This is a genomic window from Halalkalibacter okhensis, from assembly GCF_000787375.1.
In the GTDB taxonomy this organism is placed as follows: domain Bacteria; phylum Bacillota; class Bacilli; order Bacillales; family Bacillaceae_D; genus Halalkalibacter; species Halalkalibacter okhensis.
In genome coordinates this window covers 58,767-82,977 of the sequence record NZ_JRJU01000012.1, presented here as the reverse complement: position 1 = coordinate 82,977, position 24,211 = coordinate 58,767, and the positions used below count along the sequence as shown (strand labels likewise).

21 protein-coding genes are annotated in these 24,211 nt (G+C 38.6%); 7 read left to right on the top strand and 14 right to left on the bottom strand.

Annotated features, from left to right (window positions below; translation table 11 throughout):
- Positions 1-185: 185 nt before the first annotated feature.
- The gene (locus tag LQ50_RS10660) at positions 186-1,064 is read right to left on the bottom strand and encodes a radical SAM/SPASM domain-containing protein (RefSeq protein ID WP_034628969.1); all 879 of its coding nucleotides are present in this window, start codon (positions 1,062-1,064) and stop codon (positions 186-188) included.
- A gap of 500 nt (positions 1,065-1,564) precedes the next feature.
- Here LQ50_RS10660 and LQ50_RS10655 point away from each other — a divergent pair, with 500 nt between their 5' ends.
- On the top strand, positions 1,565-2,941 hold the full coding sequence (locus LQ50_RS10655; RefSeq protein ID WP_034628967.1) for a glycoside-pentoside-hexuronide (GPH):cation symporter: 1,377 nt from the start codon (positions 1,565-1,567) through the stop codon (positions 2,939-2,941).
- Between the two features lie 75 nt (positions 2,942-3,016).
- Here LQ50_RS10655 and LQ50_RS10650 read toward each other — a convergent pair whose 3' ends face one another.
- Positions 3,017-3,358: an ABC transporter permease gene (locus tag LQ50_RS10650; protein WP_034628966.1), complete on the bottom strand. Its 342-nt coding sequence runs from the start codon at positions 3,356-3,358 to the stop codon at positions 3,017-3,019.
- Between LQ50_RS10650 and LQ50_RS10645 the strand changes: the two genes are divergently transcribed.
- Positions 3,323-3,967 carry an ABC transporter permease subunit gene (locus LQ50_RS10645; protein ID WP_034628964.1) on the top strand — a complete coding sequence of 215 codons (645 nt, stop codon included), beginning with the start codon at positions 3,323-3,325 and terminating at the stop codon, positions 3,965-3,967. The genes LQ50_RS10650 and LQ50_RS10645 overlap by 36 nt on opposite strands.
- 63 nt (positions 3,968-4,030) lie before the next feature.
- Here the strand turns inward: LQ50_RS10645 and LQ50_RS10640 are convergent, their stop codons facing one another.
- The 8 genes from LQ50_RS10640 to LQ50_RS10605 form a co-directional block, all read right to left on the bottom strand.
- Positions 4,031-4,864: a sugar phosphate isomerase/epimerase family protein gene (locus LQ50_RS10640; RefSeq protein ID WP_034628963.1), complete on the bottom strand. Its 834-nt coding sequence runs from the start codon at positions 4,862-4,864 to the stop codon at positions 4,031-4,033.
- Entirely contained in the window at positions 4,861-5,844 is a 984-nt protein-coding gene (locus LQ50_RS10635; protein ID WP_034628962.1) for a DUF6005 family protein, read from the bottom strand. The genes LQ50_RS10640 and LQ50_RS10635 overlap by 4 nt, the downstream gene beginning before the upstream one ends.
- Positions 5,837-6,118 carry a petrobactin biosynthesis protein AsbD gene (gene asbD, locus LQ50_RS10630; protein WP_034628960.1) on the bottom strand — a complete coding sequence of 94 codons (282 nt, stop codon included), beginning with the start codon at positions 6,116-6,118 and terminating at the stop codon, positions 5,837-5,839. The genes LQ50_RS10635 and asbD overlap by 8 nt, the downstream gene beginning before the upstream one ends.
- Positions 6,115-7,347 (bottom strand): AMP-binding protein, encoded by a 1,233-nt coding sequence (locus tag LQ50_RS10625; protein ID WP_034628959.1) that lies wholly within the window; start codon positions 7,345-7,347, stop codon positions 6,115-6,117. Before LQ50_RS10625 ends, asbD begins: the two co-directional genes overlap by 4 nt.
- Before the next feature lie 2 nt (positions 7,348-7,349).
- Complete coding sequence (locus LQ50_RS10620; protein WP_034628958.1) at positions 7,350-9,083, bottom strand: IucA/IucC family protein; 1,734 nt, start codon at positions 9,081-9,083, stop codon at positions 7,350-7,352.
- The gene (locus tag LQ50_RS10615; protein ID WP_034628956.1) at positions 9,055-10,884 is read right to left on the bottom strand and encodes an IucA/IucC family protein; all 1,830 of its coding nucleotides are present in this window, start codon (positions 10,882-10,884) and stop codon (positions 9,055-9,057) included. The genes LQ50_RS10620 and LQ50_RS10615 overlap by 29 nt, the downstream gene beginning before the upstream one ends.
- Positions 10,885-10,995: 111 nt before the next feature.
- On the bottom strand, positions 10,996-11,964 hold the full coding sequence (locus LQ50_RS10610; RefSeq protein ID WP_034628954.1) for an ABC transporter substrate-binding protein: 969 nt from the start codon (positions 11,962-11,964) through the stop codon (positions 10,996-10,998).
- A 106-nt stretch (positions 11,965-12,070) separates the two neighbouring features.
- Positions 12,071-13,627 (bottom strand): AraC family transcriptional regulator, encoded by a 1,557-nt coding sequence (locus LQ50_RS10605; RefSeq protein WP_052144692.1) that lies wholly within the window; start codon positions 13,625-13,627, stop codon positions 12,071-12,073.
- Between the two features lie 506 nt (positions 13,628-14,133).
- On the opposite strand from LQ50_RS10605, the gene LQ50_RS10600 reads away from it, so the two are divergent.
- Positions 14,134-15,183: a FecCD family ABC transporter permease gene (locus LQ50_RS10600; RefSeq protein WP_237563686.1), complete on the top strand. Its 1,050-nt coding sequence runs from the start codon at positions 14,134-14,136 to the stop codon at positions 15,181-15,183.
- A complete protein-coding gene (locus tag LQ50_RS10595; RefSeq protein WP_034628953.1) occupies positions 15,183-16,214 on the top strand; it encodes a FecCD family ABC transporter permease in 1,032 nt (343 codons plus the stop codon). The genes LQ50_RS10600 and LQ50_RS10595 overlap by 1 nt, the downstream gene beginning before the upstream one ends.
- Before the next feature lie 55 nt (positions 16,215-16,269).
- Here the strand turns inward: LQ50_RS10595 and LQ50_RS10590 are convergent, their stop codons facing one another.
- Positions 16,270-16,602: an antibiotic biosynthesis monooxygenase family protein gene (locus LQ50_RS10590; protein WP_034628952.1), complete on the bottom strand. Its 333-nt coding sequence runs from the start codon at positions 16,600-16,602 to the stop codon at positions 16,270-16,272.
- A 117-nt stretch (positions 16,603-16,719) separates the two neighbouring features.
- Here LQ50_RS10590 and LQ50_RS10585 point away from each other — a divergent pair, with 117 nt between their 5' ends.
- Positions 16,720-17,925 carry an MFS transporter gene (locus LQ50_RS10585; RefSeq protein ID WP_034628950.1) on the top strand — a complete coding sequence of 402 codons (1,206 nt, stop codon included), beginning with the start codon at positions 16,720-16,722 and terminating at the stop codon, positions 17,923-17,925.
- A gap of 90 nt (positions 17,926-18,015) precedes the next feature.
- Here LQ50_RS10585 and LQ50_RS10580 read toward each other — a convergent pair whose 3' ends face one another.
- Positions 18,016-18,576, bottom strand: coding sequence for a maltose acetyltransferase domain-containing protein (locus LQ50_RS10580; RefSeq protein WP_034628948.1), 561 nt, complete (start codon positions 18,574-18,576; stop codon positions 18,016-18,018).
- Between the two features lie 236 nt (positions 18,577-18,812).
- Here LQ50_RS10580 and LQ50_RS10575 point away from each other — a divergent pair, with 236 nt between their 5' ends.
- Positions 18,813-19,331, top strand: a complete 519-nt coding sequence (locus LQ50_RS10575) for a CBO0543 family protein (protein ID WP_034628946.1) — start codon at positions 18,813-18,815, stop codon at positions 19,329-19,331.
- Between the two features lie 86 nt (positions 19,332-19,417).
- Here the strand turns inward: LQ50_RS10575 and LQ50_RS10570 are convergent, their stop codons facing one another.
- Both LQ50_RS10570 and LQ50_RS10565 read right to left on the bottom strand, forming a co-directional pair.
- Positions 19,418-20,617: an aminotransferase-like domain-containing protein gene (locus LQ50_RS10570; protein ID WP_034628944.1), complete on the bottom strand. Its 1,200-nt coding sequence runs from the start codon at positions 20,615-20,617 to the stop codon at positions 19,418-19,420.
- A gap of 106 nt (positions 20,618-20,723) precedes the next feature.
- On the bottom strand, positions 20,724-22,112 hold the full coding sequence (locus LQ50_RS10565) for a YjiH family protein (protein ID WP_034628943.1): 1,389 nt from the start codon (positions 22,110-22,112) through the stop codon (positions 20,724-20,726).
- Positions 22,113-22,617: 505 nt separating this feature from the next.
- On the opposite strand from LQ50_RS10565, the gene LQ50_RS10560 reads away from it, so the two are divergent.
- Complete coding sequence (locus LQ50_RS10560; RefSeq protein WP_034628941.1) at positions 22,618-24,057, top strand: L,D-transpeptidase family protein; 1,440 nt, start codon at positions 22,618-22,620, stop codon at positions 24,055-24,057.
- Positions 24,058-24,211 lie beyond the last annotated feature (154 nt).

Below are 24,211 nucleotides of genomic sequence, written 5' to 3'. Positions count from 1 at the left end.
CCTCCTGTATCGTTCACAGTAATACCATTATTATACCTTACTTATCATTTTAACCTGTAAATGTAACCTTTACTAATGTCCAATTTTAATCATTGTATTTATGGAGCGCTCAAAAAAAAGAGGTGTCTCCAATAGAATGATTCCTTCTTGAGACAACTCTTCCCTAGCATTTAAACGATTCTTTCCTACTTGCCAAACCTTTTACGATACCCACATTTCCTACAAAGTTCCTCAACAGCCACCCTACGTGAAAATCCATCGACTAGCTTTTTTGCCCTTTCGCCCTCGATGATGTCTGAGAAAGAAGATGTATTAACATTTCCAAGGTTAATGATGCCCTCTCCATCTAAACAACAAGGAATAACGGTTCCATTCGCTAAAATACCAGCCTGGTTCCTGAGACCATGACAGAAACCCTTTCCATCGTCTTCTTCCTCATGTAAGGCAGGCCACTGAAACTCATAATCCTGGTTAATGTAGATTCGCTCGGCAATTTTAACCCCGCTTCCTGGGACGACTTTCTCTTCAATTTTGAAGTCTAAATCAAATTCTTTCTCAATGATTTCTAATACTTGACGGTTTCGCTGTCTTTCTAAGTTCGTCGTGTTATCTTGTGTCAGGTTCCATAATCTTAGTGAGGCAATCATGTCTGATTGGCTAGTCGCCTCTTTAATAAATGAAAGAATACTGCCTACATACCCTTCTTTATCGACAGAGCCTTCATGGCCATCAAAACTATGAAGGGAGAAGTTCATCTGTCTTAATGCAGGTTTATTTAATAGTTTGTGCTTACGTTTATTTATTAATGTTCCATTGGTTGTGATATTCACTTTAAATCCTTTTTCATGACTCACATCCAACAATTGATCTATTTTTGGGTGCAGCAACGGCTCCCCTTTGACATGTAAATAAATGTAGTCTGTGTAAGGTTTAATTTCGTCCAATCTTTTTGCAAAATCTTCTACAGATAAAAACTGCTTCTGTCGTTCTGTTGGGGGACAAAAGCTACAGGCAAGATTACATATACTTGTAACCTCTACGTAAAATTTCTTGAACTTTTTCAACCTTCATTCCTCACTTCTATTACTACTTAGAACAGGAGAACAGATTGTTCCTATTACTATTAGAGCATAATTCCTCACGAATGGAAATATACTTTTTTTAGGCTGTTTTCGCATACTTTGTTGTTTTATGGAGGACATTTTCTCCACATGTTCGTTCCACCTGATCTCCAGCCACTCGCATCCACAAGGATCTATTCCTCTTTCATATACAAGAAAATTCTACCTTCTGTCAAATGAACAATCTCAAAAATCATACTCTCACTTTTAGGCGTTTACCCTTATATTTGTTGCACGGAGCAGAAATGTATGTTAATTTTAATTTACATAAACTTAGTTCATTGAATGAACTAACTAAGTTGTATGCGCTTTAACACTTTTTGAGAATAATTATAATTTTCATACGATAAATACTACCTTTTTTGTAAGCCCTTTATTAAAAATTGTAAAACCATATCATTTCATGAATCAGGTGATTCTATGAAAACAAGGAGATGACTCATATGCGAAGTGTTCAACCGCAGCCCTCTTTACAGGAAAATTCCAAATTGGGAATGAGAGAAAAGATTGGGTATGCATCAGGTGATTTAGCTAGTAATTTAATTTACCAAACAACTTCTATTTACTTGCTTTTCTTCTACACAAATATTTACGGCATCTCTCCTGGAGCTGCTGCAACGATGTTTCTTGTCGTCCGCTTAATTGATGCGATTAGTGATCCATTAGTAGGATCATTAGTTGACAGGACCAACACAAGGTTTGGCCGATTTAGACCCTATCTATTGTTTTGGGCCATTCCGTTTGCCGGCTTAGCCTTTCTTTGTTTTACCACACCTGATTTTACAGAAGGTGGAAAGTTAATTTATGCGTATGTTACCTATATCGGACTATCGATTGTTTACACTTTTGTGAATGTCCCATATGCAGCCTTAACTCCGGCACTAACAAAAAATAGTAATGAAATCGTTAGCTTAACATCGGTACGAATGATTTTTGCCAATCTTGGTGGTGTAATTGTCGCCTACTTTGTCCCATTTCTATCAAACTACTTTGGTGAGATAGCGAGTCCTACAAGAAGTTGGCAATTAACCATGGGTATTATTGGACTTGTTGGTGCATTACTACTTCTGTTTTGCTTTTTCAGTACAAAGGAACGAGTGAAACCAGTAAACAATGATGCCAAAATTAAGTTCACCGATATCTTTGAGCAATTTGGAAAAAATCGTCCACTCGTCGTCTTAAGTATTTTCTTTGTTCTAATTTTCGGTGTGAACTCGATCAGTAACTCGATTGGTGTTTATTATGTAACGTATAACCTTGGAAGAGAAGATCTTGTTGGGCTGTATGCATTGTTAGGCTCTTTACCTGCTTTTCTATGTATTCCACTCATTCCATGGCTCAATCGAAAAATCGGAAAGAAAGCCTTGCTTAATATCTCTCTTATACTAAGTATTGTGGGGACGCTTTCGCTATTATTGATTCCCCCAACGATGATTGAATTGATTTTACTATCACGAGTTGTGACAGCGATCGGAACATTAACAGCTGGAGCATTTATGTGGGCACTCATTCCTGAAACAATTGAATACGGAGAATATGTAACAGGCAAGAGATTAAGTGGGCTCATTTACTCCCTCATAGGCTTCTTCTTTAAATGCGGAATGGCGTTAGGAGGAGCAATTCCAGGTCTTGTTCTAGCACAATTTGGCTTTGTAGCAAACCAAGCACAATCATCACAAGCTTTATTTGGTATCTTAATTGGTACCGCTTTAATACCAGCTATTGTCTTGGCTCTAGCCATGGTTAATATTAACTTCTATAATATTGACGATCAAAAACTAGCAAAAATCCGCGAAGCATTGAGAGAGCGTGCAGCTTAAAATGGAAGCGATTTAGTTATTGTTGTTTTTAGGGGTGCTCTAAGGTTATTGACCTTTTGAGCACCCCTTTTACTATCAATTCTTTTTTCTGTAATTAAAGATTATCGAGGCCATTAGCACAGATAGAATGAGCAATCCCCCAAACCATATAATAGATAGCCAGCCATTGTTTTCAATAGGGGTATTAATAAGAAGCCCACGTAAGGTTTCAATTAATGGCGTCATTGGTTGATTGTCCGCAAAGGCATGGAGCCATGTTGGCATGGTTTCAGTTGGCACAAAAGCACTGCTCACATAAGGTAAAAATAAGATAAAAAACGTAAATGCACTAGCTGATTCTGCATTTTTTGCGAGTAAGCCTAATACAACGGAAAACCAGGAATGCGCGAAATTTTTGGCATGGAGCTTGGCACACAAACGATTGAAGGCTTTCTTTCAACAGGATTTTATAACGCTTCCTTTCTGATTTTTATGGTTATCTACTGTCTTATCGTTGCAAACCAGCTTCTAGTAACATTAGTAGACCGTGGTTCCATGGCTTACTTATTAACGACACCAGTTGCTAGGAAAAAAGTAGCAACTACTCAAGCAGTTGTGCTTGTACTTAGTTTATTTTTCATCTCAGCGCTAACGACTGTAACAGGACTCTTTGGAATTAGTGTAATAGTAAGCGATATTGAACTTCAAATTTCTACGTTCTTGCAAATTAATGTTCTTGCCTTTTTCATATTTTTTGTCATTGGTGGTTATGCGTTCTTATTTTCATCTTTGTTTAATGAAACAAAGTGGGCATTGGCAGCATCAGGTGGATTAACACTTATCTTTTATGTTTTAAATATCATTGTAAATTCATCCGCAAATGTTGACTGGTTAAAGTACTTTACCTTATTCAGCGTCTTCCAACCTTTAGAAATCGTGAATGGTACGATGAATACTCCATTAGTCATTATGAGCTTAGGATTAGTAGGGGGACTTCTTTACGCATTAAGTATTATTATTTTTTGTAAGAGAGATTTACCGTTATAATTAAAGAGGGTTCCCAAAAGGTCCGTATTTGACCTTTTTGGGAACCCAAAGCAATTCAAATGATTATGTTCTTAATACATGCTCTTCATTCATCCTTTTTCTAAGTTCTAGACTATCATTTCCTAATACATCCCATACATGAGGTCCAAACCATTCCAACGATGCTTCTACTTCCATTTTCGGAATGATTTCATCGAGGAAGTCTTGATAATTAACAGCACCCGTAAATAACGGGGTCATTCCCTTCCTAGTCCCAGCTGCGGCATAAACATTTTCTGGTGCAAACACATTTAAGTGCTCACGCGAGGAAATGTTTTTAAAATGAAAATGAGAAACAAACGGAGACAGCCTTCTAATGGCTTCAATGGGACATACCCCTGACTCCCACATATGAAGAACATCAAAATTGATTCGTAGAGCTGGATGATTGGTTTCTTCTAGTAGTTGAATAGTAGAAGCGAGGTTATCCGTTAAGGTGTTTGGGTGGGTTTCGACAAGAACCAACTGACCTTCAGATTCAAAGAAATCACATATCATTCGCAGTCTATCAACAAGCTCCTTTCGTTTTGTTAGACTTATTTCCTGGCTTCCTATCTTTCCTACAAACGTACGTACCTTCTTTGTTCCCCAGTGTTTGGCAAGTTTAGACATATTCATCGTTTCAGTCATCATCTGTGATACGGACCCTTCTAGTGGAAGATAGTCACTAATCATACTTGTCTGCAACTCATAAGAATTCAACCAGTTCTCTCCATACTTTGGGTCATCAGCAAGATTTTTGGCGTGTATTCCCCATAGTTCAATTCCTTGAAAATGATGAGTGCTTGCCCAATGAGCAATTTGATCAATTGAGTGAAGGTGATGACGAAAAGAAATGGTACAAACAGAGAGTTTCATTCGATTGCCACCTTTTTCTTTGGAATTTTTTGTTCATGCAACCAAGCATTAAAGCATGCTTGTAATCCGTCTTTAATTTTATATTCAAGCTCATTTTGTTCTTCTAGTTTTTCAAAGATACTATCGGCAACTGTTAGATCCTTTGTTTTGGCAAGCTTCATTGCTCGATACTGTATCGTTGTAAAGCCATTAACGAGCCGTTCAATATCTGTGCACCATGCTTCAAACCCCTCTTCATCTAACTTTAGGAATTCCCAAAAGTACGCAAAAGCATGTTCATAGGCGTACTTCCTTATAGCCAGTACAGGTAGCTGTTTCAATGCAAGAGGGAGTTTTGCTAGATTCTCCTTCTGCTTACCAACGGTGTAAGCTAAGACAATATCAGATACGGCCTCTATGATTGGGTTGGTGTTATGTTTCATGCACGTATTAAAATAGGCTTCAACGGTTTCTATACTAGGAGGAATAATCGACTCTGCCTCAAAATAATATCCACCTTCTGCAACTGGTTCTTTAATCGCATCGAGAATTCTTTCCTTTTCTAGTACTCCTTCCCATCTAAAATCAGGATCATACATAAACCATTCATCTTCGTTGTCTGTCATCTCTAGCATGACATAATGCGGAAATGGCTTTTGATTGAACTTATTTTCTCTTTCTGGAAGCATAGAGAGATCGAGCATCACCATCACATACTGATGCTTTACTTTCCCTTTTAACAAGCGCTGTAGTTCAACGATGTTTTCATGTTTGGATTTATTTTTGTCATACCATTGATGGAGCTTGATGCCATAAAGCATTTCATACCATATCTGAAAGAAATGGTGATCCATTTCAGTAGAATGATAGGTAATCGTTCCGTCCTCAAGAGTGTCAAAATCGGCATCCCACACACCAAAGTAGTATGGTCTATGATCGACATCTGTTGTTTTCTTAATGACTTCACATACACAACTAACGAAACAATGTACTTTAATCATGTATCGCATCCTCCGCTGTCTTTTTGTTTTGTTCATGTAGGAGAAAATCGGCAAGACTTCCTACTGTATAAAAATCTTTCGGTACGATGCCCTCATCAGGGATCTTCATTCCTATGTCTAACTCTAAATGAAGAATAAGCTCTAGTAATAAGATGGAATCCATATAGAGATCTTCGTTTAAACGTGCATCTATATGGAAAGAATCCATCGTTGCTAACTCTAACTGATCGTTTAATATGTCATAGATGATTTGAATGATTTGTTCTTTTGTCATACGGTGGACTCCGCTAATTTTTTCCGACTTACTTTTCCATTAGGCAATTTGTCGATCTTCGCAACTCTTACAAATTCCATTGGCATCTGATGAGGTGCTAGGAATTTAGCGCACCACTGGCGCAGTTCTGTTTCATTGATGGTGTTGTTTGAAACGTACTGAACACAAACTCGTTCTCCAGATAATTTGTTTAGCTTCTTAAAAACGACCACATCTAGTACTCTAGGTTCCATCATCAGCACATCCTCAACTTCTTGTGGATAGACATTTAAGCCTGCTACATTAATCGTATCGTCAAGCCTAGATACAAAGGATAAGACACCATCCTTCATATATCCGAGGTCTTTTGTATAAATAGTCCCATTCGTTGAATGAACGACTATTTCACCCGGCTTTCCTATTTCACCTGCTTCCACCTTCAAATGCGGCAGCGGATACCCAACTTCTTTTGGGACATCTACATCCGGATGAATTGATATACAACCAACTTCTGAACACCCATATTGCTGAAGGACTGTTTGTGATACTTGTTTTATTGAATCAAGCCAGCTTTTAGGTAGCATCGTTCCAGAAGTCATCACTTTATCTAATTGCAGGCCACGTCCAGCTAATCTAGAAATTGTATGGAGGAGAGTGGGTGCTGCATAAAGGACATGAGCTGGATTTTCTTGAAGCTTTTTCAATATATACTTTGGATTCAGCGTCGAAATAATCAGTGGCTCTCCCCCTCTTTCAAGGCAGGCTAACACACCGCTTATTAATCCGTATGAATGGGTCACCGGGCAAGCGATAATCGTTCTGGAAAAACGATCTATCGATAATGTCTGAACATAGCCTTTAAGCTCCTCCTCAATCGAGCTCCACGTTCGTTTGTTACACTTAGGTTCACCTGTTGTGCCTGAGCTCATCTGAAGGAGTCCGCCTTCTTCTTCAAGTTCTTCATTTGTTAGCGTTATAGCTGAATCAAATGTTTGATAGAATAAGAGGTTACTTGAAGCACTCGACGCTATTTTAATAGCTCCTTCTTTAGGAGTAGCAGGATGAATCGGCAACACCGTTCCTTCTTGACGACGAATGAATAAGCAGAGTGCGATCCATTGAAATGTATCTGCTAAACATACGGCCAGTCTTCTATGTTCACACTGATTTAAATAGGGGTTCTTTTCAAATTCAATGAATTGTTTTTCTAAATCTTGGATTGTGTAATAACAATCATCTACATAAAACATCTTCACCCTTCCTCTCTATTAAAAACATTTCGAACAAGATGCCGATAATTTTCCTCTTCGATGCCATGTATTTTCTTTTGCAACAGTGATTCAACGTAGATGTTCGGCTTCTTATAATCAAGTTGCTCATGCCGCGTTGTTAATTCAGGAAATCTCCGTAAGTGCCTACTAATAGCGGCTTCTACTTGAATCCAAAAAGCCTCTTCACTGTAGCCAACCTGTTCTTCAAGTAAAGAAGATAGTTCCGTTAAGTGAAAGACAAATAACGTATCCATAACCAACTCTCGTAAGGCTTCAACATTCGACATCCAGTAATAGACATCATCAGGTGCACCTTCATAATCCTTATGTAACTTTTCAAAATGAGGTACAAGGCTCTTATCAGCAATAAAATCGTTTGTATACTCTATGCTTTCATGGAAATCACGTAAGACAACACGAGTGGGCCACCCATCTTCATGCAATAAAATCATATTTTGAGCATGTGCCTCGACTGCAATGCCATGAGCAACAAGAAGATGCCAGATCGGAACCACACTTACTTCAATAAACTGGCGAATCCATTCTTCTATACCGTAAAATGCTAGCCATGGGTGTATAAATGCTCTTTTATCTTTCTCAATTAACATGAGCGCCGTGAACGGGACTGCCTGTTCTTCTTCCTTAAGATAGGTGTGTACACTTTCTCTCCAAATGGCACCAAGCTGCCCTGCTAAAGCTTTTTCCTCTGGTACAAAACTAACTCCTGCATATTCTTTTAAAATGACTAATTGAGCTTCCTCTTTTAGATAAGAATCCGACTGAATTATTCTTTCAAGCCAAGCTGATATATACGGTGCCGAGCAGACCGAATGTGACTGTAACGTTCTTAAAGAAGAAGTGTTCACCATATTCATCGACAATTTCATATATGCTTTGTTCGGATGCGTTCTATTTAGTAACGATCGAACAGACTGAGTAGCACGATATGAGTCGCCTTTTACTCCCAATAAGTAAATATCGTTTTTTTCCGTATACTTTGTTAGATGCTCTTGAAGGGAGTTCCATTGCCACGGGTGAACAGGAAGGAAGGTATAGTCCTCAACAGATTCACCTATTTGTTCAAGTTGCTGTATACACTCAACCCACATGTCCAAGCCGAGCTCTCTTTGCCAGAATTCCTTCTCCTCTTCTAACATCGATACGAGAGCCTTGTTTCTTCTAACTGCCACCCAAATAAGGGAGAACGATTGCTTTGCTTCTGGACCAAACTTCTCATGATCCTCTAATGTGAAATTCGTCCTTGATTTATAACAAGGGTGATATGGATGACCCTCTATGATTTCGGATTCTAACTCTTCATAGCTTGAATATCTCCTAGAAAGCGGCTGAAGAAGTTGAGCCTCATTCCACTGACAAAGCTTTACTGTTTGCCATAATTCATGATGCAGGTGTGCTTTCTCATCATCATTTGAAAACAATTCCTCTAAAAGCTCTTCTATCGTTGTCTCTATTAAACTCTGATCTCTTACTTCAAAGAGGCTATTCTCCTTGATTCGAATCCGATCGAAGGCCATTTTTCTTCCTTGGCAACGATAGGTTCGTTGTTTCCCATATAGACAAAACAAAGAATATCTATCACCTTCATTTTTCATTTCTTCAAATGAAATGAATCCTTCAAACATCATCGCTTCTAGTAACTGACGTGTCGCTCGGGCCATTTGTTTGTCAGAAGGTAAGGGACATAATTTCTGCATGCTTTCCCTCCTTAACAGTAATAAAAGGATTATCCATTTTTGTATAGATTGCTTGCTCAAGGTCCACTGAAAGTTCATCGACATCGTGGAAACGAGTTAGGAGGTTCGCTTTATACGACAGTTTTTCTTGATTTAAAATCGTAGAAACGAATACCTTTCCTTGTCCTGTTAACCTTTTTTCTAGCAATAGTAACTTTAACTTTGCGTATTCAATTAAACTCTCTTCCTCAATGAGACAATCTGCACCAAATCGATAGATGATAGAGAACAATTGATTCATAAACAAATAATACGTAAACCTCTCTTGGATGAGAGAATCTTCATAGAATAGCTCCGGTGTTAATAGCAGTGATGGTTCCGTGAAACAAAGCTCTTGCTCATACTCTTTTGATAAATAATAGCCTTGATTATCGCGATAATAATAAGACGTTGGATACCCAGTAGATACATCTAAGACACTATTTTGCTGGTGTGCTTCTAAAGCAATTCCATGCTCATCGTAAAGTCGAATAAGCGGTTCAATCGCACACTTCCAGTACTTTTTGAACCAGTCTAGACTAACAGCCTTCACAGATCTCCCTTCTTGATAAGCGACCATTTCAATTAATTGAGCCAATCTTGATTTCTCCATTGGCAACGGATCTTGAGCAATGGCAGCAACCGAACTAATACCACGATTGTGCTTTCCTTTTTTACGAAATGGGTTTGAGCGTATAATCATTTCAAATCCAGACTCCTGTTTTTCAGGTAATTGAACCGTTAGATAAGCTGGATCGTCAATGATATGAAACGTAGAATGGTGTTCTAAAAAAGGAAGTTGACGTAGAAGATTGGCCATTACTGTCCCTGCTTTTAATTCGTGTTGTTTGTTCACCCTTAAAGAGTTCGTCACCTTTACAGGAATTGAAAATTTAAACATCCACTCCTCACTATCGTTATAGACCGTTCGGATGGAAGAAGTTGCTGTATAACTTGGCCCCATTGTCCCTAAGCTTTTTATCACCCCATCATCTATGGCTTGCTTCACTGAGTTCTGCTGCAATAACCACTGAGCCTGTAGTGGGTGCATGGGGATGATGCAGCTGTCTTTTGCCATTTCTAAAGTGGGTATACTCTTTTTTAATGATTGAGTAACTATTTCACTAGCTTTTTTATTTAAAATGGAATACTCCTTTATCACCTTATTTGATACTTGGAAATAATGAAGCTGGTAACTGCCAGCAAGCTCTGGCGCATAGTCCTTGTGTTGCCAACTGGCCATACCTTGTCTACTCTTTGGTGTTGGGTGGAGCCAATGCCCAAAGAGTAATGATTGTTCCGTTTCAATAAATGTACTGTCGACCGAATATAGTTTTTTTGAGTCAGTCATTCTCCTTTCAATATAGTCAGTCATCGTATGGTAACTCTCTATTAACCGAACAATTAACTCATCATAATGGGAAGCAAGCTCATGGCAACCATTCCTTTTGGCCACCAGGTGTAACTCTTGAATGACAGCCATCATAACGGTTAGGCGGTCCTCTCTCACCCACTGTTTTGTTATCGTACAATAAGTAAGAGCGACCCCAACTAGCTGTCTTCCAACGATCGAACGGTATTCAACTTCAAGAGCAAACTTCTTTGCTTGTTGATGTAGGACAAGCTCGATCATATAGTCCCCTTCAAGAGCGACAACAGTTTGGTTTTCTTTGCTCCATTCTTTTCTCTTTAGCCAGCTGCCGCGATTCACTTCACGTAGATAGCTATTCATAAAAGCCTGAAACGTCGCATGTTCTGCAATCGATTTGGCGGATTCTTTCATCAACTCACCCTTCCTTAGTGTCTTTCGTCCTAGTAAATGATAATCATTCTCAATAGATGAGCGGAAAATAGTCTTTCTAATGTAGAAAGACTATTTAATCAAGGCATCGTATTAATTACCTAATAATAATTCCTCTATTTCGTTTAAGCCTTTTTGACGCTCAATTGGATCCCAAAAGCCCCAAGTTGTCGAAAGAGTGTGGACGTTGTCGTTTTTGACAGCCTCTAAATGATTCCAAACCTCCCCTTCTGTGACCGAATCATAATACTCTCCACTATTGAAGTAGGTCACATCAAGAATATGGTCAGGATTAAACTTTACCAATCCTTCTATTGAAATATTTTCACCGAAATCTTCAGGTAGATTTTCAGCAGGCGTTAATTTTAAATCATCAAATAAAAGCGAGTTTGTAGCATGATTGGTTTTTCCAAATACGCGAATATCTGCTTTGTTAATGGCAACGGCCATAAATGTATCATCACCGACTTTTTCTCGGATGCGATCGCCAATCTCTTCAGCTTGTTTCTCCATATCTTCAATGACCTTCTTACCTTCTTCTAGCTTTCCAGCTGCTTCGGCCACTTTTAAATGATCTTCTTTCCAATCGCCACCAACCTCAACGACAACCGTTGGAATCGTACTAGATAGCTGATCATATAAAGGCTTATAACGATCACTAATAATTAATAAATCTGGATCTAGACCTATAATTTCCTCTGGATTAATTTCATCGGCATAAGGCAGTGCTGTGACTCCTTCTAATTCTTCCGTTAAATGAGGTGGAAATTCATTGTCATAGGCCATGACCGCAAATGGCTTCACTCCAACAGACACCAATGAACCTTCCCAAGATACATGTGACAAAAGAACAATTTTCTCCGGGTTCATTGGTACTTCTGCTTCTCCATATAGATGCTCGACTGTTCTTGTCTCTGCTTCTACTACCTCTTCTTCAACCTCTTGCTCTGTTTCTTGATTTTCTTCTATTTCAGTAGCATTACTCTCTCCACTAGTACAACCTGATAATACTAGTAAAAGCAGCATGAAAAACAAACAAAATGATAATAACGGTTTTCTCATTCCTTCTCCCCCTCTAAGTAATAATGAAATTCATTATCAATCATAATCTCTGTAATTAAAAGTGAACATGGATATTTTCAACATTTTAAATGGACAAATCCATCATTTAAAAGGCCGTAACCTTTGATCTTTGGAATGTGGTTGCAAATTCAGTGAGTATTTTCTTCCTTCCTAACGGTCCCCATGGGTCCCACTCTTGGCTGTTTGGAAAATATACTTCTTGATCCTGAACGGCTTTCATCATTTTCCATTCCCTTGTCTGAGCAAGCTTCCAAACATCACATTCATGACTCCAAAGAATAAGTAGTTTGTCACAATGTAACTGAGCTAATTGCTCCACCGACACAACTTGATAGCCGCTTTTGGGCAGGTGATAATGTGGTTCAAATCCTAACTTCTGATAAAGAAGATCAAGAAGTGCGTGGTCTTGGTAACCATACAAACGAATTTCTTTCCTACGAACCCAAATGACCGCCCATTTTCCTCTCTTCGTTAGTGGACATAGCTCATCTCTGACAGCCTTCTCCAACCTTTCAATCTCTCGTTCTATCTGTTCAACTTTCCTTTCTCTCCCTACTAGCTGAGCAATCTCCCTTAAATACTCATTCCAATTTGTTTTAAAAGGAATATGCTCAACGATTTGTTCATGTGGCAACAATAGCGATTGAATCTGTCCATTATGAAGAGACGTTTTGAGAATACGATCAGGTTGTGTTAGTAGAATTTCTTCAGGTTGAAAAACTTGTTCAGCGTTTAATAAGTGTGTTCCTTCAAGGTCTTTTTCTAAATACCTCGGGACCCCTCTACTCTTGGGATAAGCAGATGGATAAGCAGGCGCTGCAACAGGCTGGATTCCTAAGGCTAGTAAATGATCTTGTAAAAACATTTGACTGACAATAGCAATCCGTTCCTCAGCTCTTTTCATATACACAGAAGGTGGAGAGCCTGCCTTTTGCTTAAAGAGTCGACTAAAATAAAATTCATCCTGCATCCCGACTTTTAACGCAACTTCCTTTGTTGTGATCCCTTTGTTTTGAAGCATTAATTCTTTTGCTGCTCGTATTCGTTCCGCTATTAAAAATTCCTTAGGCGATATTCCCATTCTTTTTTTAAAAGCCCTTGTAAAGGAAGTCGGATTCATATTGACCTTTTCTGCTAACTGACAAATGGTATACGGGTTTGATAGGTCACTTCTCATGATTTCAATGATCTCATCCATCTCATCTATTTCTGAAGGATCGGTTAACAGTGATAATACGTTCCATACTGCACTTTTGAAACGACAAAGTTGGGAGTATGATTTCCCTCCTTGAAGAGACAAAGCCTCCTGCCATAATGGCGTCATTTTTGCTGGTAACTGTTCAGCTAAAGGCGCAGAACATATAAAAGATAGCTCGGTTTCGTTTTTTGGCCAGGATAATAGATACACATTGAATAGCTGTGAAGACGCGGAAATAAGCTTGCTTTCTTCTGTAAGAAGATAACATTTTCCCGTAAGCGCTTTGACCTCTTCCCCTCCAATTCGTAAATGGCCTATACCTGAAGAAATATAGATCAGGCAGTTAAATTTGTGTGATTGATTAATGGTTTCACTTATTCCTTCACGTAGTTTTAGTAAAGATATATGAAAATGATTTACCTGCTCCAGCTGACTATAGGACATATCATTAACACCTTCCCATTTTTTTGAAAAGACTATTTTCGTATACTTTCTTTTTCAGTGCCTTCTTTGCGCTATTTCCCCTAGTTTCTTTTGATCGTTGAAAAGTAGGGAATTTCTATCTTTCCTCTCAACAAGCGGACGGGATGGGGGGCCGACTCCTGCAGGAGGGAAGGGCAGGTTGAAATCCACCGGCGCAGCCGGTTAGTTCAACGCCCGCCTGCGGAAAGCGTGCCCCCCATCCCGGGAGCGAGATCAAAGCTCCTTATCAAGTCCTAAATAAACGAGCACTATTTCAGTGGCCTCCCTCTCTATCCCGCAGGAGTCGAGTGACTTCCGCTCCATTTCACTAAGATCCAAACTATTTAATAGCAACAATCTTTACGGAAATAGCCTGAAAAACAATTGACAAAGATTATCTAGTAATAGTAGATTAATAAGCAATTACTAATTAATTGAAAATGATGATCATTTTCAATTAAAAATTTACATAAGTGAGTTGATTATATGTGAATACATCATCCAAATCTCCTTTAGATGATAAACCTTTTATTCCCATTAAAACCGCTTGGCACAAAACAGTTAAATGGGGAATAACTGGGTTGTTGCTTTTATTTGTAAGCTTACTTCTGTCGATAGGTCTTGGTGCTGTTTGGATTGATCCTTCAGTGATTATGGATTCGTTCCTTTCCTTTGAAAAAGACAATATTAAACATCAACTGATCTTTGAAGTGAGGATTCCGCGAGCCTTAGCCTCTGCTTTGATTGGTGCTTCTCTAGCAGTAGCTGGAACCATTATGCAGGGTTTGACTAGAAATCCACTTGCCGATCCTTCGATTATTGGCATCACTCATGGGTCTGGCTTAGCGATTGCCATTTCTCTTGCGTTTATAAAAACTGGCTCCTATTGGACGCTGCTTATTTGGTCTTTTGCTGGGGCTGCTTTTGGGGCAACCTGTGTTTTAGCTTTTTCGATGTTCTCAAAGGACCGAATCTCACCTGTGACATTAACGTTAGCAGGAGCTGCTTTAAGTACTCTTTTTAGTGCTCTTTCAACAGGAATTGCCCTCTATTACCAAGTCGCTCAAGATCTTAGCTTTTGGTTTGCAGGTGGGCTTTCAGGTACAAAATGGCTGCATGTTTTTATCCTTCTTCCGACCGTCACGATCGGGGTATTTCTAGCCCTTTGGATAAGTCGTTCGCTGACCATTCTTGCTATGGGAGAAGAGATCGCTACTGGACTTGGTCAGTCTCAACAAAAGATAAGGCTTATTGGAATTGTGACTGTCATCCTTTTATGTGGATCTGCGGTGTCTATTGCCGGAGCGATTGGATTTATCGGTCTTGTTATTCCACACATTGTTCGTCTGCTTGTCGGTCCTGACTACCGTGTGGTCGTTCCACTGAGCGCAATTGCTGGAGCTTTGCTTCTCATCCTTGCTGATGTTGGCGCTCGCATGATTAATCCTCCTTTCGAAACACCTGTAAGCGCGGTAACTGCACTTATAGGTGTACCGTTTTTCCTTTATTTATCTCGACAGAAAAGAGGGTATATGTAATGGATTGGAAGCAAGCTTTACGTCAATCAAAATATTGGTTACTTACACTTATCGTTTTAATCATTGCCGTCTTTTTCGTAAGCCTTTCAACGGGAGTTATCGCCATTTCGGCAAAAGACATCCTTTCAACATTTAGAGGCCTTGGTACTCCACAACAGGAACTCATTTTGTATCAGCTTCGATTACCAAGAATGGTTATAGCGCTCTTAATTGGGGCTGGACTTGCCCTTTCTGGTGCTATTCTTCAGGGGTTATCGAGAAATTCTCTAGCTGATCCAGGAATTTTAGGGATTAATGCTGGCGCTGGGCTTGCTGTCGTCTTTTGTATTTTTCTATTCGGCCAATCTAATAGCAGTGTACTAGCTTCTCCATTTTTCCTGCCCGTCTTTGCCTTTATTGGGGCCCTGACCATTGCCCTATTAATCTACCGTTTTTCCTGGAAAGATGGCATTGAACCAGGCAGACTTCTGTTAGTAGGCTTAGGATTTAATGCATTATGTGGTGCGTTATTAATTATTCTACAGTTAAAAATGGACCCAAAAGATTTCCAACAGGCGACGATTTGGCTTACTGGTAGCATCTGGGGGTCTCAATGGCCATATGTCTGGGCTCTCCTTCCATGGATTGTCATACTAGCACCTATTGCTTTTTTTAAAGCAAGGTCGATGAACATATTCCAGTTTAGTGAAACGATCCCCCGTGTTCTTGGATTAAACGTTGAGTCTGAACGCCGCCAACTGTTATACCTTTCAGCCGCACTAGCAGGATCGTGTGTCGCTGTCGGAGGAGGAATTGCCTTTGTCGGGCTTTTAGCGCCACACATTGCTAGAAGGTTGTGCGGGGCTAATTATTTTAGTGTTTTACCTTTATCAGCTTTCATTGGAGCCTTTCTTTTGCTGCTCGCTGATATGATTGGAAAAAATCTGTTAGCTCCCGCTGATATTCCTGTTGGTATTGTGATTTCTGTTATCGGAGCACCCTATTTAATTTATATGCTCTTAACAAGAAAGAGCGTTGGTATGAATAACTAAAAACTATAACAAAGTGCCGGACATAGTCTGGCACTTTGTAAAACAAGTATTCTCATCATACGTGCTTAGGTGTGACATACTCCTTTTGACCTTTGACATAATAGACATCTTGCTTGCTATCGATAATAAAAGAAGGAGAAGGCTTCCCACGTTTCGCACGGTGACCAGCAAGGTGAATATCACTTGTTTCCCAAGCTTTCCACGCATCCTCTGACTCCCAGCGAATCATGATGATAATCTCTTCATTACCTTTTCTCTGCTTTTTTTGTAGAACACTAAGGTCGATAAAGCCTGGCTGCTGTTCGATAATCCCTTCGGATGCAAAGCGTTCAACCATGCGCTCTCCATTTCCTTCGGTTACTGAAATCGTTTTTAATTGAATAAACATTTCTTCATTCCTCCTTTAAAGTTATCACTCTATCTGTTATTATATTTGACAATGATAATCATTTTCAACATTAAATTCAATTTATTCCAATTTTACTATGATATGTGAGGCTATTTTATGCAAAAGAATAGAAATATATGGATTTTGTTAACTGGAGAGTTTATTGCAGGTTTTGGGTTATGGCTTGGAATTATTGGTGATCTTGAATTTATGCAAGATAAGGTACCATCAGACTTTATCAAATCACTTATCTTAGCCATTGGAATCCTCGCCGGTATTGTATTTGGTCCACTTTCAGGCAAAATCGTCGATCAATATAGAAAAAAGACCATTATGCTTTATGCTGGCGTTGGGAGGCTCATTAGCGTTGGATTTATGTTTGTTGCTATTGAAACAGGTTCGATTGCATGGATGCTGGCCTTTTTAATCTCGATAAATATTACAGCAGCCTTTTACTTTCCAGCGCTGCAAGCGACAATCCCTCTTGTAGTTGAAGAAAAGAAATTACTAAGCATTAATGGGTTATATATGAATATTTCTACCCTTTCTCGTGTACTTGGTACCGCTTGTGCGGGAATCTTTCTAACGATGATGTCTCTTTCCATGCTTTATGTTATCGCTTTTATTTCCTATGTTCTTTTGCTTGTTCTGACAACATTTTTGAACATCAAAGAGCCCGAACAAGAGAAAAAGTCAGATAAAGAGCCACATGCGAAACAGTCATTTAAGGATTTGTTTCCTGTTCTAAAAGAACGATCAACTATTTTTCCTACTCTCGTCTTAACCTTAGTCCCCCTTTTGTTTATTGGTGGGTTTAATTTAATTGTGATCAACATCAGTGACATGTTAGACAATCCATCGATAAAAGGGTGGCTTTATACGGTAGAAGGCATTGCCTTTATACTTGGTACTCTTTTCGTAAAAAGATTTGGCTATAAATCACCTTTTATAAAGTTATTCTTGCTTTCCATCATCATTGGACTAGCGCAACTTATGCTTTTTTATGTAGAGATTTCCTATTTAGCTATACTAGCTTTCATCCTGTTCGGGTTTGCCGTTGGATGCTTTTTTCCGATTGCTACAATGGTTTTTCAAACGACCATTCCCCCAAATTATCACGGGAGGTTTTTCTCATTCAGAGGTATGCTCGATGACTTTATGTACCAAATCATTTTATTATCAACGGGCTTAATGCTAGATACACTCGGATTGCAACAAATGATGATGACATACGGGACTTTATCCCTGTTCATTACTATTGGATTTTTCTTGAGAGTGAGACAGTTAAGAGTGGATTTAGTAGGAAATAGGAAGGTTGGTTGAAATGAGACGTAGGGGAATTCCATATTTGAATGGAGCTGCCCCCTATTGAATTCATTTAAAACTACCCGTTAAACTAACATTAAGTTAGCCCTATTGTTCGATTATTTTCATAATTCTTGCTGGATTTCCACCTACAACAACATGATCTCGAACATTTTTTGTTACGACTGCACCAGAAGCAATCACGACATTATGACCTATCTGAACGCCAGGATTAATAATGGATCGTCCACCAATCCATACATTGTTTCCGATTGTTACTGGCTTTCCGTATTCTTTACCCGTTATTCTTTCTTCTGCATTTAACGGATGAGTCGCCGTATAAATATGAGCTCCTGGTGCTATAAAGCAGTTATCCCCTATTCGAATCTCACAAACATCTAAAAACACGCAATCAAAATTAGCAAAGAAGTTTTCACCTACATGTATGTTATAGCCATAATCACATCGAAACGCTGGCTCTATGTACAAAGCCTCACCTGTAGAACCAAACAATTCTTTTAATAATTTAATTCTCTTGTCCTCATCGGTTTCAAGTGATTCATTAAATAATCTCGTTAGCCTTCGAGCATTCAATCTTTCTTTTACTAACTCTGGGTCAGCTGCTTGATAAAGTTCACCATTTAGCATTTTTTCTTTTTCGGTTTTCATTCGTTCACTCTCCATATTTTTTTCTTCAACTACCCTTTGTAATAATATACAAGCCTACTCCTGCTAGAGAAAAATGATAGGAGGAGGTTTTTATTTAAGAGTAAAACTATCTTCTTTGACCGTATCTGCATATTTAAAAATTGAAATGAATATAACACAAAAGATTGAATGATACTAAGTGAAAATTCTATAACTTGTAAAATGAGCATCTTTTCATCAAGGGAGCGATTAAATATATGAGAGATCGAACATTACTACATATAATTACACTATTAGGGATAAGCGGATGGGCTTTTCTATTCCGCAAAAAAGGCGACATTAAAGATTGGTTTCTCATATATTTATTTAAAACGTTGGTTTCTACATTGATGGATGGTCCAGTAATTAAGAAGAGATATGTTCAATATCCAAAGAGATACTTCGCCAATTCTTTTGATTCAAATATTGTATTCCTTTACATTTTATTTCCGTTATTATGTGTTATGTACAACCAATTCACTTATAAAATGAAGCCAATAAAGACTTTTTTTAGTGTTTTTCTTTTTAGCATACCGATGGCTCTTATAGAAAACTTCCTTGAAAAAAAGACAAAACTCGTTGAATTTAGAAAAGGCTGGGATTGGTACCATACTGTCTCCGTTCTAACTGCCACGTTCTGGATTGTTCGCCTATTCATTGCAGGAGTTCGCTATATCGATAAAAAAAGAACGACTGCTGATAACCTGAATGAAAACCCAATTAGTGGACACTCCTGAAAAATGTCCGAAACGCCAATAGAATGCAATAGAATTTAAAAAAGATGACTCCGGCAAACTTAGGAATCATCTTTTTTACAGTATTGTTATCGTTCACTACTTTCTACTTCTTCAAGAAGATTTCCGAGTCTTTTAATTCCTTCTTTGATATTTTTTTCATTAGCATAGCTAAAAGAGAGACGAAGATATTGGGTTCCATCTTCTTGACTTAAGAAAAAGTATCTTCCAGGCACAAAGGATATTCCTGCTTCCATCGCCTGAGCTAATAATTCGGACGTATCAACTGCCACTTTAAGCCATACAAAATATCCCCCCTCAGGAACATACCAAGAAGCAGATGTCGGCATGTATTGCTCCAGTGCAGAAAGCAAAACGGAACATTTTGCTTGATATGTACTTCGCAATGTCTCTAATCGCTCTTTCATATCCGTGCTCTCTAGATAAGTAGCCATTGTTGCTTGAGCAAACGGATGGTCGAGATCCTTTTTAAACCAAGCCATAGCCGTAATAAATTCAGGGGCTGCTGCTACCCAGCCAATTCGCATTCCAGGAGCTACTACTTTAGACAACGAGCCAACATGTAGAACTCGGCCATCCGTATCTATTGCCTTTAATGGGGTTGAATGCTTTTCAAAATGTAATTCTCCATAAGCATCATCCTCCAAAATGAGGAAATCGTATTGAGCTGCTAACTTCAATACATGCTTCCGTCGCTCTTCTGTCATGTTTGTACCTGTTGGATTTTGAAATGTTGGAATGGTATATAAAAAACGCGGAAGGCTAAGCCCTTTCTGTTTTCGTTCCGCTAATAAGTCTTCTAACAGATCGGTTTGTAGTCCATCCTTATCAATTGGAATACTCATAAAATGAGACGTGTAATTTTGAAAGATCTCTAACGCTTCCATATACGTAGGTGCTTCAACTATAACAAGGGTTTCATCGTCAATGAGAATACGAGCAATCAGATCAATCGCCTGACATGCACCAGCTGTAATTAACAGCTCATCTTCTCCAACATGCATACCACGTGTGGCCAACCTTTCTTGTATCTGTTCTTTCAGTTTTTCCATTTTAGGACTACCTAAATAATGAAGCGGTAGATCCTGCTCTTCTTTAAGCAAACTAGCAACCGCCTGCTTGATCTCTTCATCAGGTACAAGATGAGGAGCTGGGTAGCCGGAGCTTAGACGTATACACTCATTTGGTAGAGCTGGCATCCACTCACCTGGTGGATCATTCTGAAGTGCTTCTTTAGTAGATTTTGAAAAAAATGATGCGACATTCACGTTATCATTCACCTTTCGACTCATTCACATATCGTTTTATAACAAATAGAAAGCATTGGTATCCACCAATGCTTCTCAAATTCCATAGTATTACTTTATCTTATTTTTAAAAGAATAAAAAGTGTGCCATTGCAGCAGCTACTGGCAGCGTAATAATGGTTCTTTGTAAAAAGATAATCAATAACTGGAAAAACGAAAGAGGAATTTTAGATTTTAATAGCAGAATTCCGATCTCAGACATGTAAACTAACTGTGTTAACGACATTACTCCGATCACAAAACGTGTAAGCTCTGACTCAATTCCACTCCCAATCACAGCAGGTAAAAACATATCAGCAAACCCAACAATCATAGCAGGAGCAGCCGCTTGCGCTTCAGGAATCTGCAATAACTGTAAGAGTGGGATAAATGGATAGGATAAGTAAGTAAAAATCGGTGTGAATTCAACAATCACAAGAGCCATCGTTCCTAGTGCCATCACCAATGGGATTAAGGCAAACCAAATATCAACAACATTTTGAATTCCGCCTTTTACAACACTGCGGTAGCTCTTGACTTGATTGGCTTTTTCAACAGCTTGCTTGACACCCCAACGGAAACTTGAGACCCCTTCCGGAACAACTTCATCAATTTGTTTTCCAACTGGCTCATAATACTCATCCTTTTTCAAGGACAGCGGCGGAATTCTTGGACAGATGATCGCGGCAACAATCCCCGTTACGATTACCGTAAAATAAAATTGTAGAAACATATCATCAATCTTTAAAAATTTTGCAATAACAAGACTAAAAGCAATGGAAGCAATTGAAAAATTTGTTGCCACAACAGCAGCTTCTCGTTTTGTATAGTAACCAGATTCATATTGTTGTGTCGTTAATAATACACCAACTGTTCCGCTTCCCATCCAAGATGCCAAGGCATCAACAGACGAACGCCCAGGAAGTTTAAATAAAGGATACATGATTTTACGCACCAATGTTCCAATAAAATCCATCAAACCAAACTGTAGTAAAAGTGGCATAAATAAACAAGCAAACAAGAACCAAACCATTAATACGGGAATTAAATCATAGAGCACAACCCTACCTGTAAATTCCGACCATATGAATTCAGGCCCGAACTCAGTTAATGTAAAAATAGCAAATACTGCACTAATGAGTCTAAGGACTAACCAAAATGGCGTGATATTAAATAAACTGTTTAAAAATGGACTTTGCTTAATAGCTTGCGGTTTCGTCAATGTAACTACTAAACTACCAATAGCTGATAAACAAAGAATCATCGTCATAATGAAGGGAATATAATCAGCGATAGCAGCCTGTAATGCATCTGCCAAAACTCCTAACCCAATCGTTACCTTATCATTTATGGAAATAGGTACTAGAAATAGCAAAACCCCCATTAATGAGGGCAACCAAAACTTCATATATTGTTTGGCTGTGTACTCTTTTTCTTTTTTTAATCCTTCTACGGTTTGTAGCTTTTCAACGTCCATGTCGTCTCTCTCCTGTTTCTTCTATTTCACATTCATTTCTTTATTGATTTACTCGAATAATAAGTAATATATCATCATCATGTATAAATATGCAACATTATATCGCAAATAATCTAAATTAGAGATAATATAGGGCTTACAAACCAATTAGATTTCCCCCTATTTTAGAGCTAATTTTCAAAAAACAGGGTGTATCGCGCTATCACTTCCTCTATATCCAATCCCATTCTCTTTTTTGCATAAACAACATTCGTAATGATTTAAATAATGATATAAGGATAATATGATGATACTGTATCTTACAGAGATTTTTCATTCCATCGTTCTTTTCATTTCTATCACTTCTCTAGCTACTTATTAAAGGTATCCCCAACAATATAAAAAAATTATAATAAACTTCTCTAATTTACAAATTACGACAAACATAATTCTTTCTATCTAGTAAAATGGGAATAAAGGCTTATCGTTTAAAGTCTAAGAATGTCTAGGTTTGGGGGAATATGATATGGGGTATTCCGTAGAAAAATCCGTTAAAGAGCATAACGTAAAACCACCAACTCAGTGGTTTAAAAATTGGAAGTTCATTATATCAGTAACCATCGTTGTTATTGGGCTTAGTATTTTGGCAATGAGCTATTATCAGATGACTCGCTTTAATTCAAATATTACTATTAATGATATTGAAGTAAGTGGGCTGACAGCTGATCAAACTCTAGAAAAGTTACAAACATCTCTTATAAAAAACACGATCTATGTTGGAGACCAACTCATTTTTGAAGGAACAGAAACCAAGATGGCCTTTACAGAAAATGACTTGGCTGAGATTAAAGAAACGCTAAAAGATCAATGGACTTTTTTTCCTTCATCTGAAGCAAAAGCATATTATTTACAGCCAAGTAACAAGGATTCATATCGCAGCGAAACACTGCGAACCGAGCTAGAACAAGAGCTTATATCCATAAACCAAGATTTACAAGCACCTATAGATGCGAGGGCACAATTAGAAAATGGCGAAATTATTATTACTGAAAGCATCGATGGTGAGCACTATGATGTTCATAGCCTATTAGAGGAATATGATAAACAAGAATATACGAGTGAAGTAATCTTAAATCCGATCTACTTACACCCGATCAAAGAAGACAGTCAGGTTGTCCAATCCCAAGTGGAAAAGCTGCAAGATTTCCTTCAGCATTCCATAGACTATCAAGTACAAGATCAAGTCTATTCCTTAAAAGCAAATGAACTCATTAAAGATGCTTCTTTATCAGAAGAAATGGATGTATTGATTCAATCTGATTTAATTGATGAAAAAGTGGCCGAAATCAATGACTCTCAATCGACATTAGGGAGAGATTTCACTTTTAAGACCCACTCAGGTTCAGTTATTTCGACTAAAGGACAAGGTTATGGTTGGGCACTTGATGCTGAAAAAGAAGCAAAAATGATCAAAGAAGCTTTTATGAATGGAGGAGAATCTGTTTCCGCCTCTAATATTTACGGAAATGGCTGGAGTGGAGAAGGCTACGGCTATGAAACGACTTCAAACTATGGCATCGGTCATACTTATGCTGAAGTATCAATTGCAAAGCAGAAGATGTGGATTTATAAAGAAGGGCAATTGGTCTTAACCACAGATATCGTTACTGGTAACAAAAGCACACAACAAGATACATTACCAGGGGTATGGTACATTCTCTTTAAACGGACCCCCTACACACTTACTGGTAGTGATTACTCTGGTAAGGATTACTCCGTTGACGTAGATTATTGGGCACCATTTACTAACAGCGGACAAGGCTTCCACGACGCAGGCTGGCGAACGAACTGGTCAAGCAACGCTTACAAAAATGAAGGATCGAATGGCTGTGTCAACGTACCTCCTGATGTCATGAAGAAAGTGTATGACCATTTAAGTGTATACGATCCAGTTGTTATTTATTAGATGGAAACACACTAGCCTTGCAGAAAACAGAAATTTTCCTACACAACTCAACGGGGATCCAGCCGCAAGAGAATGACACTCCACTTTCTGCCGGGTCTCACACGTGGGTCACTGGTCCCGCAGGAGTCTCCGTGTCCTTCCCCTGCTAGGGTTA

Bases quoted from the DNA above. Each gene is read 5' to 3' on its own strand.
- LQ50_RS10580 (WP_034628948.1), bottom strand. From the start codon at position 18,576: ATGAAAACCGAAAAAGAAAAAATGCTAAATGGTGAACTTTATCAAGCA.
- LQ50_RS10625 (WP_034628959.1), bottom strand. From the start codon at position 7,347: ATGTTTTATGTAGATGATTGTTATTACACAATCCAAGATTTAGAAAAA.
- LQ50_RS10655 (WP_034628967.1), top strand. From the start codon at position 1,565: ATGCGAAGTGTTCAACCGCAGCCCTCTTTACAGGAAAATTCCAAATTG.
- LQ50_RS10560 (WP_034628941.1), top strand. From the start codon at position 22,618: ATGGGGTATTCCGTAGAAAAATCCGTTAAAGAGCATAACGTAAAACCA.
- LQ50_RS10645 (WP_034628964.1), top strand. From the start codon at position 3,323: ATGCGCGAAATTTTTGGCATGGAGCTTGGCACACAAACGATTGAAGGC.
- LQ50_RS10590 (WP_034628952.1), bottom strand. From the start codon at position 16,602: ATGTTTATTCAATTAAAAACGATTTCAGTAACCGAAGGAAATGGAGAG.
- LQ50_RS10640 (WP_034628963.1), bottom strand. From the start codon at position 4,864: ATGAAACTCTCTGTTTGTACCATTTCTTTTCGTCATCACCTTCACTCA.
- LQ50_RS10635 (WP_034628962.1), bottom strand. From the start codon at position 5,844: ATGATTAAAGTACATTGTTTCGTTAGTTGTGTATGTGAAGTCATTAAG.
- LQ50_RS10620 (WP_034628958.1), bottom strand. From the start codon at position 9,083: ATGCAGAAATTATGTCCCTTACCTTCTGACAAACAAATGGCCCGAGCG.
- LQ50_RS10575 (WP_034628946.1), top strand. From the start codon at position 18,813: ATGAGAGATCGAACATTACTACATATAATTACACTATTAGGGATAAGC.
- LQ50_RS10565 (WP_034628943.1), bottom strand. From the start codon at position 22,112: ATGGACGTTGAAAAGCTACAAACCGTAGAAGGATTAAAAAAAGAAAAA.
- LQ50_RS10595 (WP_034628953.1), top strand. From the start codon at position 15,183: ATGGATTGGAAGCAAGCTTTACGTCAATCAAAATATTGGTTACTTACA.
- LQ50_RS10605 (WP_052144692.1), bottom strand. From the start codon at position 13,627: ATGTCCTATAGTCAGCTGGAGCAGGTAAATCATTTTCATATATCTTTA.
- LQ50_RS10585 (WP_034628950.1), top strand. From the start codon at position 16,720: ATGCAAAAGAATAGAAATATATGGATTTTGTTAACTGGAGAGTTTATT.
- LQ50_RS10610 (WP_034628954.1), bottom strand. From the start codon at position 11,964: ATGAGAAAACCGTTATTATCATTTTGTTTGTTTTTCATGCTGCTTTTA.
- LQ50_RS10615 (WP_034628956.1), bottom strand. From the start codon at position 10,884: ATGAAAGAATCCGCCAAATCGATTGCAGAACATGCGACGTTTCAGGCT.
- asbD (WP_034628960.1), bottom strand. From the start codon at position 6,118: ATGACAAAAGAACAAATCATTCAAATCATCTATGACATATTAAACGAT.